The organism is Pseudomonas sp. LTJR-52, from assembly GCF_003691465.1.
In the GTDB taxonomy this organism is placed as follows: Bacteria; Pseudomonadota; Gammaproteobacteria; order Pseudomonadales; family Pseudomonadaceae; genus Chryseomonas; species Chryseomonas luteola.
The window spans coordinates 3381069-3394372 of record NZ_CP033105.1 but is presented as its reverse complement, the minus strand read 5'-3'; the positions used below and the strand labels follow the sequence as shown (position 1 = coordinate 3394372).

7 protein-coding genes are annotated in these 13304 nt (G+C 59.8%); 5 read left to right on the top strand and 2 right to left on the bottom strand.

Annotation, left to right across the window (positions count from 1 at the left end):
* Positions 1-8 precede the first annotated feature (8 nt).
* Positions 9-749 carry an SDR family oxidoreductase gene (locus EAW52_RS15880; RefSeq protein ID WP_019366638.1) on the bottom strand — a complete coding sequence of 247 codons (741 nt, stop codon included), beginning with the start codon at positions 747-749 and terminating at the stop codon, positions 9-11.
* Between the two features lie 180 nt (positions 750-929).
* Between EAW52_RS15880 and EAW52_RS15875 the strand changes: the two genes are divergently transcribed.
* Positions 930-1697, top strand: coding sequence for a FadR/GntR family transcriptional regulator (locus EAW52_RS15875; RefSeq protein ID WP_122043185.1), 768 nt, complete (start codon positions 930-932; stop codon positions 1695-1697).
* 6 nt (positions 1698-1703) lie between these two features.
* On the opposite strand, the gene EAW52_RS15870 is transcribed toward EAW52_RS15875, so the two are convergent.
* Positions 1704-2441 carry an SDR family oxidoreductase gene (locus tag EAW52_RS15870; RefSeq protein WP_162997651.1) on the bottom strand — a complete coding sequence of 246 codons (738 nt, stop codon included), beginning with the start codon at positions 2439-2441 and terminating at the stop codon, positions 1704-1706.
* 200 nt (positions 2442-2641) lie between these two features.
* Here EAW52_RS15870 and EAW52_RS15865 point away from each other — a divergent pair, with 200 nt between their 5' ends.
* The 4 genes from EAW52_RS15865 (at position 2642) to recB (ending at position 13266) form a co-directional block, all read left to right on the top strand.
* Positions 2642-3706, top strand: a complete 1065-nt coding sequence (locus EAW52_RS15865; RefSeq protein ID WP_019366635.1) for a glycosyltransferase family 4 protein — start codon at positions 2642-2644, stop codon at positions 3704-3706.
* 20 nt (positions 3707-3726) lie between these two features.
* Complete coding sequence (locus tag EAW52_RS15860) at positions 3727-5871, top strand: amylo-alpha-1,6-glucosidase (RefSeq protein ID WP_122044824.1); 2145 nt, start codon at positions 3727-3729, stop codon at positions 5869-5871.
* 205 nt (positions 5872-6076) lie between these two features.
* Positions 6077-9568 (top strand): exodeoxyribonuclease V subunit gamma, encoded by a 3492-nt coding sequence (gene recC, locus EAW52_RS15855; RefSeq protein WP_122043183.1) that lies wholly within the window; start codon positions 6077-6079, stop codon positions 9566-9568.
* Entirely contained in the window at positions 9565-13266 is a 3702-nt protein-coding gene (gene recB, locus EAW52_RS15850) for an exodeoxyribonuclease V subunit beta (protein ID WP_122043182.1), read from the top strand. The genes recC and recB overlap by 4 nt, the downstream gene beginning before the upstream one ends.
* Positions 13267-13304 lie beyond the last annotated feature (38 nt).

The following is a 13304-nucleotide window of genomic DNA, read 5'->3' as shown; positions in this document are numbered from 1 at the left end:
CGGTGGCCTTAAGCGACCCATCCGCCATCGATAACGTTGATAGTGCCCGTTGTGAAGCCTGAGGCATCTGAGCCAAGGTAGAGCGCCAATGCGGCGATCTCCTCCGGCTTGCCGATTCGGCCCATGGGTTGGCGGGACACAAACGCAGCATAGACCTCGTCTTCGGCTCGGCCTTCCTGCTGGGCTTGCGCCGCAATACGCTGGCGGAGGGAAGGCGAGTCGACCGTCCCGGGGCAGATCGCATTGCAGCGAATACCCTTGGCCACGAAATCAGCCGCTACGGATTTAGTCAGGCCGAGAACAGCGGCCTTGCTGGCGCAATAGGCGAAGCGATTCGGTACGCCTTTCACGCTGGAGGCCACTGACGACATATTGATAATCGAGCCGCCGCCGTTTTCGATCATGGCCGGTAAAAAGGCACGAATCATCCGGTACATGGCGGTAACGTTCAGATCGAAGGAGAACTTCCAGGCCTCTTCATCACAGTCGAGAATGGTGCCGCTGTGCACGTAACCGGCGCAGTTGAATAGCACATCAATAGCGCCTAACTCACTGGCAAGTGCCTGGATAGCATCGGGCTGAGTGACATCAAGAACATGGGTACGAACATTGGGAAGCTCGGCGAGGGCGGTAGCGTTGATATCGACCGCAATGACGTCAGCGCCCGCTTCGGCAAAGGCCAGAACGCTGGCCCGGCCAATTCCTTGAGCAGCGGCGGTGACGAGGACACGTTTTCCAGCAACGGACATGAGAGCCTCCTGTTTTTATTATTCGTATGGATGACCCGCTTGCGTTAACCGCTGCTATGCTGGGGGCATATCGAGCGGCTAATGGTCAGGCCATTGGTCCTCTGGTTTAGCAGTGAGTCAGCGGCTGCGCAAGTTTTTTCTGTAGCGCAAGCGACGCGATGTATGCCAGCGGGATACGTGATGCCAATACAAACAATTGAAAATCCAAGGCTTTATCGTCAGATCGCCGATCAGCTGCGCAGCCTGATCGACAGTGGCGAATTTCCTCCTGGGAGTCGCCTGCCGGCCGAGCGGGAGCTGGCCAAGCAAATGGGCGTAAGCCGGGCCTCGGTACGTGAGGCACTTATCGCGCTGGAGGTCATTGGCCTGGTGGATGTGCGGGTCGGTAATGGCGTTCTGGTCTGCGCCAATGACCAGCGCCCGGCGGACGATGCGCCGGTGATGGAGCTGGCGGCGCGCGGCCAGTGGGTAGGGCCTGATCCCGAGCTGGATGTGCAGGTGGATTTCAATGCTGAGATCCCGCCGTTCTCGCTGCTTCAGGCGCGGCAGCTGATCGAGCCGGAAGCGGCGGCCCTGGCTGCAATCAATGCCAGCGAGGAAGAGTTGGCCGGTATTCATGCGGCTTATGAGCGCAATGTGCAGGACAACCGCGAGGGCTCGACGACCCATCCCGGCGATCGCTTGTTTCATATCCGCATCGCCCAGGCCAGCGGTAATCCGGCCTATGCCCTGATGATCCAGCATCTGCTGGGGCACCGCTATGGCTCGATGTTTCAGCGCTTGCAGGCACACTATACCCCTGAGGACATGCCTCATCGCTCTGAGGACGAGCATCTGCGTGTACTGAAAGCGTTGCAGGCCCGCAATGCGCAAGAGGCACGCTCCGCCATGCGGGCGCACCTGGATGAGGTGATTCGGATCTTTTCTCGCGGTCAGGAAGCGGAGTAATCGCCTTTATTCCATGGCTGTCGGCCTGAGCAGGATCTCGTTGATATCGACTGCTGCCGGTTGACCGATGGCAAAGGCAATGGACTGGGCGACCGACAGGGCAGGGATAGCCATGTCATGAATGTGCCGCACGCTTTTGGCAACGTCTTCGTCCGTCACGCTATTGGGCAGCTCCGTGTCGACCGGGCCGGGTGAAATGATCGTGCTGCGGATGTTGTAGGGCGTCATCTCCATGCGCAGCCCTTCGGCAATCGCGCGTACACCGAATTTGGTTGCCGAATACACGGCGCTGGTCGGGCGTACCCGATGGCCGGACAGGGACGAGACATTGATGATGTGTCCGCTCTTCTGCTGCTGCATGATCGGTAGGACCGCGGCAATCCCGTAAAGCGTGCCCTTGAGGTTGATATCGATCATGCGCTCCCAATCTTCGACCTTACGCTGATCGAGTCGCGAGTTGGGCATGATGCCCGCATTATTGATCATCACATCGACCCGCCCAAAGGCCGTAATGGCTGCCTGGATAAGCGCCTCGACGTCATCCCGCTTGGCCACATCCATTTGCGCCACCTCAACGCGACCGCCAGCGGCTCGCAGCTCCTCGGCAATGGCGTTCAGTTTATCCAGCCGACGGGCGCCCAAGACGACAGCTGCGCCCTCTGAACTCAATAGCCGTGCGGTGGCTTCGCCAATGCCACTGCTGGCGCCGGTAATGACAATGACCTTGCCTTTTATATTGCTCATGGCTGTTACCTGAATCGACTGGTTTACGAGGGAGTGCCTGAACGTAGGGAGGTTCCAGACATGGGTCAGCAGAGCGGCCTTTGCTACTCGGCAGCGCTTGAAATTTATTGTCTGATCCTTACATTTTTCCGCGGCATTTTTGCCAGCGAACATTCGCACCTTTCTGGCCTTGTTCATCCTTTTTTCAAGGAGATTAATTGATGAAGATCGCGCAGATTGCCCCCTTGTACGAGGCCGTTCCGCCAAGTCTCTACGGCGGAACGGAAAGAGTGGTGGCTCACCTGACCGATGCGCTGGTCGAGTTGGGTCATGAAGTCACTCTGTTTGCATCCGCTGACTCCCGCACATCAGCCCAACTTGTGCCCGGTTGCGAGCGGGCGCTACGACTGGACCCTGCACCGCTCAAGTCTGATATTGCCAGTCACTTGAGTATGCTGCACACGTTGCAGGAGCGGGCCGATGAGTTTGATGTCCTGCATTTTCATGTGGATCTACTGCATTTCCCCTTGTTCGAGCCCTTGGCTGAGCGGACACTGACCACTCTCCACGGGCGGCTCGACCTCAAGGGATTGCCGGAAGCCTACCGGCGTTGGCACCGGTTCCCGCTGGTATCCATTTCTCATCACCAACGCACGCCGCTGGCTTTTGCCAACTGGCACGGCACGGTGCACCACGGTCTGAATGCGTCCACGTACCGGTTCCATGAGCAGATGGGCGAAGGGTACTTGGCATTTCTGGGCCGCATTTCTCCAGAGAAGCGGCCTGATCGGGCGATTGCCATTGCACGACAGGCAGGTGTTCCCATCAAGTTGGCGGCCAAGGTGGACAACGCCGATCGCAAGTACTTCGAACAGGAGATCAAGCCGCTTCTGGATGATCCACTGGTGGAGTTCATTGGCGAAATTGGTGACAGTGAAAAATCTGAATTTCTGGGTAACGCGCGGGCGCTGCTCTTTCCCATCGACTGGCCTGAGCCGTTCGGGCTGGTGATGATCGAGGCTATGGCCTGCGGAACGCCGGTGATTGCCTGGCACTGTGGCTCAGTGCCAGAAGTCGTGGAACCGGGCGTGACCGGGTATATCGTAACGAGTGAGGAGCAGGCCGTGGAGGCGGCGCGACAGGTCCTGACTCTGGATCGGCGTCGGGTTCGGGAGGTGTTCGAGCAGCGCTTCTCCGCCACGGCCATGGCCAGACACTATCTGGAACTGTACCGGCAGCTGCCGGGCAATCGGAACACTGAAGTCAACTTCAAACAAACGGCGTAACGACCATGGGTGAAATCCTTATGTCTGATCAGTCAGCACAGCAAGGAAGCGAAGTCGAACAGGCGCGTCATCCCGAACGCCTGTTCGTGCTCATGGAGGGCGATACCTTTGTGGTGGCAGATGCCTATGGCGACATGGGTGGGCGGGACGATGGCTTGTTCCATAACGATACCCGCATCGTGTCCCGTTACCGATTGACCGTGGCGGGGAGGCGACCTTCGCTGCTGTCAGCGTCGGTCAGTCAGGATAATGTCTACTTTACCTCCCATCAGACCAACCAGCCGTTGCCGCGGCTGGGTGAAAGCACGACGCCCGAAGGCGTGATTCACATCGAACGCAAGCGCTTTGTCTGGAAGGGGTATGTGCATGAGCGCATCCTGCTGGCCAACTACAGTGATTTGTCTACTGAGGTGCCGCTGGAGCTTGAGTTTGGCGCGGACTTCCGAGACATGTTTGAAGTGCGTGGACAACAGCGTAGCCATCGGGGCGAGCAGGAGCATACCCAGATGGCCGAGCGCAGTGTCACGCTACGGTATCTTGGGCTTGATGAGCAGCCGCGCCGTGCTGCCATCAGTTTTTCCGAACAGCCTGTTGAGTTAAGCGAGCAAGGCGCGCAGTTCAGGGTGGCTCTGGAGGGACGTGGAAGCTGGGAGCTGTATATCGACATTGGACCAGAACCGGCTCAGCCTTCGCGGGCACGTTATCGGCAGGCCGCTGCACAAGCGCGGCGCAGTATGCGCAGGCGACAGCGGCGGGGTGCTCAGGTCAAGGCATCTGGCCGTCTGTTCCAGGCGTGGCTGGAGAAGTCCCGTGCGGATCTGGCGCTGCTCACAGCGGAGCTGCCTAGCGGGCCGTATCCCTACGCCGGTGTACCCTGGTACTCAACACCGTTCGGCCGTGATGCCATCATCACGGCGCATCAGGTGCTCTGGTTGAATCCTGAGCTGGCCCGTGGGGTGCTGTCTTATCTTGCGCAACATCAGGCTCATGAAACGTCGAGCTTCCGGGATGCCGAGCCTGGCAAGATCATGCATGAGACGCGCAAGGGCGAAATGTCGGCGCTAAACGAGCTGCCGTTCGGTCGCTATTACGGCGGGGTGGATACCACACCGCTGTTCGTCATGCTGGCCGGAGCCTATGCCCGGCGTACGGGCGACCGGGCTTTCATTCAGGAAATTTGGCCCTCACTGCAAGAGGCTATTCGCTGGGTTGAGGGTAATGCCGAGCGTAACGCACAGGGGTTCATCAGTTATGCCCGTGCAGAAGAAAGTGGTCTGGCCAACCAGGGATGGAAGGACAGCCATGACTCGATTTTCCATGCCGATGGCCGTACACCGGATGGTCCGATCTCACTGATTGAAGTGCAAGGGTATGCTTATAAGGCGTATCTGAGCATGGCTGAACTGTCGGAATGGCTCGGTGAGCAGGACAAGGCCGCGCACTGGCGCACACGGGCCAAGCATCTGCGGGCAGCGGTGGAAAAGCATTTTTGGCTGGAGGGTCGGCAGTTCTATGCCCTGGCCCTAGATGGCCATGGCGAGGCATGTGCGGTTCGAGCCTCCAATGCGGGCCACCTCTTGTTTACGGGGCTGCCTCAACTGGCGCGTGGTCAGGCCGTTTCGCAACAGCTCTTGTCCCGCGCTTTCAATTCCGGATGGGGCGTACGGACCCTGGTACCAGACGCTGTACGGTTCAACCCCATGTCCTATCACAATGGCTCGGTCTGGCCACATGATGTGGCCCTGTGCGCCGCCGGTATGGCGCGCTACGGTGAGCGGGAAGGGGTGGTACGTCTGCTCGGAAACATGTTTGAAGCCGCGGCCCATTTCGGTATGCGTTTGCCAGAGCTCTTCTGCGGTTTCGAACGTGCGCCGGGCGAAGCGCCGATTGCCTATCCGGTGGCCTGTCTACCCCAGGCGTGGGCCGCCGGCTCGGTATTTATGCTGCTACAGGCTTGCCTGGGCGTGGAGATTGATGGGCACACCGCAAGCGTCACGATCACTCAACCCCGCTTGCCGTTTGGCATCGACCGTATTCAGCTGAAACGGCTACGCCTGGGCGAGCAGGAAATAGACCTGACCTTCCAGCGGCTCGGCGAGCGTGTGGTCGCGTTTGTAGACGCTCAGTACGGGCCTCAGCCGGTCCGGGTTGATATACGTCTTTGAGTCGATGGCAGGGCTGGCCCGGCTGGCCCTGCCTGCTCAACAGACGAGCGGTAAGACGCCCGTCTGCCGTGGTATTGCTGAGGTCAAGAAAGCGTTATTCAGCACGAAAACCTTACCGGTGGCTTTGAACAGGTCTGGCTCTTGAGCCGTGATCTCCGTACGCTTCGCCTTTTTTGCAGTTCCAGATCTACCCAGAGGCTTATTCATGCAGGACGCGGCTCATCTGACGCCCGGTTTTATGGTCGTTCACGGCAATCGTCTGGAGGACCTGCGCAATCTGACTGTTGCCTGGATGCGCCATCATCCCCTCGCGCCTTTGGAAAACGAGCAGGTGCTCGTGCAGAGCAACGGCATCGCCCAATGGCTCAAGTTGGCCCTGGCCGAAGACCCGACGGAGGATGGCGAAGGCGGCTGCGGTATTGCGGCGGCTATCGATGTACAGCTGCCGTCGGCTTTCTTATGGCGGGTGTACCGACAGGTCTTGGGTCGCGATACCGTTCCGGCGTCTTCCCCGCTGGATCGTACGCCGCTGACGTGGCGTCTGGTGCGGCTGCTGCCCAGCCTGCTTGAACGTCCAAGCTTTGCCTCACTGCGCCGCTTCCTTGATGAAGACAGCGACATGCGCAAGCGCTACCAATTGGCAGAGCGTCTAGGCGATCTCTATGATCAGTATCAGGTGTACCGCGCCGACTGGCTGGAGGACTGGGCCAACGGCAAGGATCAACTGAATAAGCTGCGTGATGGCGCCGTACCGCTGCCGCCGATATGCCAATGGCAGGCAGAGCTGTGGCGTGCCTTGCTGGCGGATGTGGGCGATGACGGCATGGCGGAAAGCCGGGCGGGGGTGCATCAACGTTTCATCAGCACCATGAAGGCGCTGGAACAAGCCCCTTCGCACCTGCCGCGGCGGGTCGTTGTATTTGGTATTTCCTCGGTGCCCGCCCAGCTTTTGGAGGCATTGGCTGCCCTGGCGCGGTTTAGCCAGGTATTGCTCTGTGTTCACAACCCGTGCCGCCACCACTGGGGCGACATCGTGGCGGACAAAGATTTGCTGCGCCATGAGTACAAGCGGCAGCTGCGCAAGCCCGGCATGCCTACCGTGCTCGACCCGGACGAATTGCACCAGCACGGCCATCCGTTACTGGCCAGCTGGGGCAAGCAGGGGCGTGACTACATAAATCTGTTAGACAGCTTTGATGAGCCGGATGGCTATCGTCGCCTGTTCCATGACGTAAACGGTGGGCGTATTGACCTGTTTGAGGACATGGAGCCCCAGCACATGCTGGCCCAGTTGCAGGATGACATTTTAGACCTGCGCCCTTTGAATGAAACCCGTGAGCGCTGGCCTGCGGTCGATCCAGCCAAAGATCAATCTATTCGCTTCCACATTGCCCACAGCCCGCAGCGCGAAGTTGAGATCCTTCACGACCAGCTCTTGGCGCGCTTTTCGGAAGATCCCACGTTGCGCCCGCGAGATGTCATCGTCATGGTGCCGGACATCGACAGCTATGCGCCGCACATTCGCGCCGTGTTTGGGCAGGTGGATAGCCATGATCCGCGGTTTATCCCGTTTACCCTGGCAGACCAAGGGCAACGCGGACGTGACCCGCTCCTCATTGCGCTTGAGCATCTCCTGCGTTTACCGGAGAGCCGCTTTTCGGTGAGCGAGATTCTTGACTTGCTGGACGTCCCGGCCCTGTGCAAGCGCTTCGGCTTGAATGACACCGACCTGACGACCCTGCATCGCTGGATCGAGGGTGCCGGTATCCGCTGGGGTTTGGATGCCCGGCAGCGGGCACGGCTGGACCTGCCGGATGATCTCACCCAAAACACATGGCGTTTCGGTCTGCGGCGCATGTTGCTGGGGTATGCCGTGGGGCAGGGCGTGGCACGGGATGAAATCGAGCCGTTCGACGAGATTGGTGGCTTGGATGCTGCCCTGGTCGGCCCGCTGGTTACCTTGATGGATGCGCTGGACAAGGCCCATGATGAGCTGGCCGAGCCTGCCACTCCTGCAGTATGGGGCGAGCGTCTGCAAATGGTGCTGCGCACGTTCTTCGTGTCTTCCAGCGAACGTGACGAGTACTTGCTTGGCCAGCTGGAGCAGCTGCGTGAAGACTGGCTGGACACCTGCGAGGCGGTCCAGTTGGACGAAACGTTGCCGCTTACGGTGGTGCGTGAGGCATGGCTCGCCGGGTTAGATGAGGGCAAGCTGTCCCAGCGTTTTCTGGCAGGCGCAGTGAATTTCTGTACCCTTATGCCCATGCGTGCCATTCCATTCCGGGTGGTGTGCCTCCTGGGTATGAACGATGGCGATTATCCACGCGCCCAGCCGCCGTTTGACTTTGACCTGATGGGCAAGGACTATCGCCCCGGCGATCGCTCCCGCCGTGAAGACGACCGCTACCTGCTATTGGAAGCACTGCTGTCTGCCCGTGATCAGCTCTATATCAGCTGGATTGGCCGTAGCATTCGCGACAACAGTGAGCGACCGGCCTCCGTTCTGCTAGGCCAGTTGCGTGATCATTTGGCCGCAGGTTGGACGTTGATAGATGAGGGGCCTGATAAGGAAAAGGGTAAGGAGGGCGAGCGCTTGCTTGAGGCGTTGACTCAGGAGCATCCGCTACAGCCCTTTAGCATCCGCTATTTTCAGGGCGAGCCGGGCTTTTTCAGCTATGCCCGCGAGTGGCTTGCCGTGCACGACAAGCAGCCGTCGCGAGGCCAGGAACCCATACTTCCGCCCCATGAGCAGGACGAGCCGCTGAGCCTGAATCAGCTACAGGATTTTCTGCGCCATCCGGTGCGGCATTTCTTCTCCCAGCGGCTCAAGGTGCATTTCGAAGAAATTGCCATTCCGACCCAGGACAAGGAACCCTTTGTACTCGACGGCCTGACCCGGTATGCCTTGAGCGAAAGCCTGCTTGATGCCGCCTTGAAGGCACCGGAACGCGCCGAAGAGGCGCTGCGTGCCCAGGGGCAGCGGTTGCAGCGCAGCGGTCTCTTGCCACTGGCAGGCTTTGGTGAGCTGATGCAGCAGGAGCTGATCCAGCCACTGCCTGACTTGCTTGAACGCCATACCGGCCTGCTGGTGGCGTGGCCGGAAGAGGTGGCAGGTGCACAGCCGCTCAGCTTCGAACACAAGGGTCTACGCCTGGAGGGTTGGCTTGAGCGGTTACGTCGCCGCTCGGATGGCAGCCTGATTGCAATTACACCTGTTCCGAATGAAATCGGTTCGGCCAAGACACGTAAGTGGTATCGCCTGATCCGACCGTGGATCGTGCATCTGACAGCCTCCGCCTGTGGCGTGCCGCTTACGACAGCCTTGGTGGCTACCGATGAGACCCTGATGCTCGCTCCGCTGGAAACCGCTCAGGCCGCCGCTGCGCTACGTGATCTTTTGCTCGCTTGGCGGCGTGGCATGTGTTGTCCACTGCCGGTCGCGGTAAAAACGGCGTTTGCCTGGCTCAATGCCGAGCAGGACCCCGCCAAGGCCCAAATGGCGGCTCGTAAATCCTATGAAGGTGATGGTGTAAACAGCCTGGGCGAGCGAGCTGAAAGCCCAGCCTTGATGCGTCAATACCCGGACTTCGCTAGGCTGACCGCCAGCGAGGAGTTCGAGGGTTGGTGTAATGCCTTGTATCGTCCCATGTTCGAGGCAGGTTGGTCTGAGCAGCCAGCACAAGGAGCCGCCGTATGACTGCACAACAGGACCGGCCGCTTGCGTTGCGCTTCCCCTTGCGCGGTAGCCAACTGATCGAGGCGAGCGCAGGCACCGGCAAGACGTTCACCATCTCCGCGCTGTATGTGCGCCTGGTTCTCGGGCACGGCGACGAAGACACCCGCTTTAGCCGCGAGCTGCTGCCACCGCAAATTCTGGTCGTGACCTTTACCGACGCAGCCACTCGTGAACTGCGCGATCGAATCCGTGCGCGCCTGTTCGAGGCCGCCCGCTATTTTCGTGGCGAGATTAATGCGCCCGACGCGTTGATCGAAGCGCTACGGGCTGATTTTTCTGAAGAGCAGTGGCCTGGCTGCGCACGCAAGCTGGAAATGGCCGCACAATGGATGGACGAATCTGCCGTTTCCACCATTCACAGTTGGTGTCAGCGCATGCTACGCGAGCATGCGTTCGACAGCGGCAGCCTGTTCAATCAGACCCTGGAGACAGACCACAGCGAGCTATTGGCTGAGGTCGTTCGGGATTACTGGCGGCGGTTCTGCTACACCCTGGACGGTGAATCACTGGCCTGGGTGCGCGAGCATTGGGTCAGCCCTGACCAGTTGGCAGAATCCGTACGCGAGCTGATCGTGGGCGAGACGCAAGGTATTGCCGACCAGGAGCCGGGCACGCTGATCGATGAGTGCCTGACGCGCAAGCGAGGACTGCTCAAGGCGCTAAAGGCACCCTGGGCGGCCTGGGCTGAAGAGCTGCGCCTGTTGTGTGACGACGCCTGTGCCCGCAAGGTGGTGGATGGGCGCAAGCTCAAGGCGCAGTGGTATGTCCCCTGGTGCGAAAAGATCACCGCCTGGGCGCAGGATGAATCCGCTGAGCTACTTGATATTGGCAAAGGCTTCGAGCGTTTCACACCCGAGGGCTTTGCCGAGGTCTGGACCAAGGCTTCTGCGCCCGATCATCCGGCGCTGGCAGAAATGAGCCGGCTCAAGGCCGCATTGGACAGCCTACCCAAACCGGACGTTGAACTCCTGCAACACGCCGCGCACTGGATCAAGCAGCGCTTCATTCTGGAAAAGCGCCGCCGTGCGGAAATGGGCTTCGATGACCTCCTGGCCCGTCTGGACGTTGCCCTGCAAAGTGACGGGGCAGGAGAGCGTCTGGCCGAACTGATCCGCGAACAGTTCCCGGTGGCCTTGATCGACGAATTCCAGGACACCGATCCGGTGCAGTACCGCATCTTCGAGACAATTTATCGTATTGGGGAGAACCGCCAGGATATCGGTCTGTTCCTGATTGGCGATCCAAAACAGGCCATTTATGCGTTCCGTGGTGCGGACATCTACACCTACCTGAAGGCACGCTATTCCACCGAAGGACGCCTGCATACACTGGATACCAACTATCGCTCCAGCGAGGCCATGGTGGCTGCCGTCAACCAAGTATTCGAGCAGGCCGAGCAGCATGAGGAAGGGCGCGGTGCCTTCCTGTTCCGCAAGGACGATGAAAATCCATTGCCGTTCCATCCCGTCAGGGCGCAAGGTCGCAAGGAGCGCTTGGTGGCCGAGGGGCAGGGGATCCCGGCGCTAACCCTCTGGCACCCCAGCGAGACCGAGCCGGTTTCCAAAACCGCTTACCTTGCACAACTGGCGCAGGTGGCGGCCAGCGAGATCGTGCGCCTGCTCAATCTGGGGCAGCAGGACAAGGCCGGTTTCGAGCATCCGGAAAAAGGCTTGCGTGGATTACGCCCGGCGGATATCGCCGTGCTGGTGCGGGACGGCATCGAGGCCCAGGCCATTCGCAGTCAGCTGGCGGCCCGTGGGGTACGTAGCGTTTATTTGTCGGACAAAGACTCGGTCTTCAACTCTCAGGAAGCACACTGCCTACTCTCCTGGCTGCGTGCGTGCGCCGAGCCGGATGTCGATCGTGTGCTCCGTGCCGGGCTAGCCAGTATCACATTGGACCTGCCGCTGGCCGAGCTTGATAGGCTCAACCACGATGAGCGCGCCTGGGAATCACGGGTCATGCAGTTCCGCCACTACCGGACCCTCTGGCGTACCCAGGGCGTGCTACCCATGTTGCGCCGTTTTCTGCATGACTTTCAGTTGCCGCAAACACTGATGGCACGGGTTGACGGTGAGCGTGTACTGACCAACCTCCTGCATCTGGCGGAGCTTCTGCAACAAGTGGCGACCGAGCTGGATGGCGAACAGGCGTTGATTCGCTATCTGGCGGAGCACCTTACCGAAGGGCACACCGCTGAGGAGCAGATCCTGCGCCTGGAAAGCGATGAGGCACTGGTCAAGGTTGTTACCATTCACAAGTCCAAAGGCCTGGAGTATCCACTGGTCTTCCTGCCCTTTATCTGCTCGTTCCGTCCAGTGGACGGCAGCCGTATTCCGGTGCGTTATCACGACCTCGACGGCACACCCAAGATGACCCTGACGCCGGATGCCGAGGTGATCATAGCCGCAGATGAAGAGCGTCTGGCCGAGGATCTGCGCCTGCTGTACGTTGCCTTGACGCGTGCACAACACGCCTGCTGGATGGGCGTGGCTGACCTTAAGCGCGGGCAGAGCAAGGAGTCGGCTTTCCACCGCTGCGCCCTGGGATATCTCACGACCGGAGGAGAGGTACTGTCGTCCTCGGGTGTGTTGGCGGGCATGTTGGAAGAGATGACAGGTAAACTGCCGGCCATCTCGGTGGGGCCGCTGCCGGAAATCACCACTGCACGCTTCGCGCCTCGCGAAGAGGTGCGGCCTGAACTCAAGGCCTGCCAGCCACGGCGCGTAGTCGCGGAACACTGGTGGATTGCCTCTTATAGTGCGTTGCGCATCGGCGAGCTGACTGACGAGGCAGAGACCGCCGTTCTGCATACCGACCTGTCACCCGAAAGCCCGGAAGCACAAAAACTGTTCGACGATGACCGCCTGGACGATGACGCCCAGCCCGCCACAGCTAGCAGCGGAGTCGACTTGCACCGCTTTCCCCGCGGTCCGGGGCCGGGTACGTTTTTGCACGGCCTGTTGGAGTGGGCAGGTAACGAAGGCTTTGCGAGTATTGCTGAGCAGCCCGCGCTGATTGAAGACACTGTAGCCCGCCGTTGTAACCGGCGTGGGTGGGAGGGGTGGATCGCTACTTTGAGTGATTGGTTAAAAGAGCTACTGACGAGGCGTCTGCCACTCGGCTCCACAAACTCGTCCGTCGCGCTGGCCCAGCTCACGCACTACCAGATCGAAATGGAGTTCTGGTTCTCCACCCATCGGCTGGAGGCGGAGGCCCTCGATCAGCGGGTTCGTCGCTATGTCATGCCAGGCAAGCCACGGCCCTCGGTTGAGCGAAGCCTGCTTAACGGCATGTTTAAAGGGTTCGTTGACCTGACGTTCGAGCATGAGGGTCGCTATTACGTAGCCGACTACAAGTCCAACTGGCTAGGCGCCGAGGATACCGCTTATACCCAGGAGGCCATGGCGGGCGCTGTGCTAGAGCATCGCTATGACCTTCAGTACGTCATTTATTTGCTGGCGCTGCATCGCCAGCTCAAGGCGCGTCTTCCAGACTACGATTACGACCGTCACATGGGCGGTGCTCTTTATCTTTTCCTGCGGGGCAGTCGTGCTGCCAGCAAGGGCGTGTTCTTTACTCGGCCACCACGTGAGCTGATCGAAGAACTCGACCTGTGCTTTCAGGGAAGTCCTCAACTGACCGGGGAACACGCATGACTCAAGAACAGCTTTCCTTATTCGATATGGCTTTTGCC

What these genes read in the sequence shown, in the direction of transcription:
- EAW52_RS15860 (WP_122044824.1), top strand. Translation starts at nt 3,727, where the DNA reads ATGTCTGATCAGTCAGCACAGCAAGGAAGCGAAGTCGAACAGGCGCGT.
- EAW52_RS15880 (WP_019366638.1), bottom strand. Translation starts at nt 749, where the DNA reads ATGTCCGTTGCTGGAAAACGTGTCCTCGTCACCGCCGCTGCTCAAGGA.
- EAW52_RS15870 (WP_162997651.1), bottom strand. Translation starts at nt 2,441, where the DNA reads ATGAGCAATATAAAAGGCAAGGTCATTGTCATTACCGGCGCCAGCAGT.
- EAW52_RS15865 (WP_019366635.1), top strand. Translation starts at nt 2,642, where the DNA reads ATGAAGATCGCGCAGATTGCCCCCTTGTACGAGGCCGTTCCGCCAAGT.
- recB (WP_122043182.1), top strand. Translation starts at nt 9,565, where the DNA reads ATGACTGCACAACAGGACCGGCCGCTTGCGTTGCGCTTCCCCTTGCGC.
- recC (WP_122043183.1), top strand. Translation starts at nt 6,077, where the DNA reads ATGCAGGACGCGGCTCATCTGACGCCCGGTTTTATGGTCGTTCACGGC.
- EAW52_RS15875 (WP_122043185.1), top strand. Translation starts at nt 930, where the DNA reads ATGCCAATACAAACAATTGAAAATCCAAGGCTTTATCGTCAGATCGCC.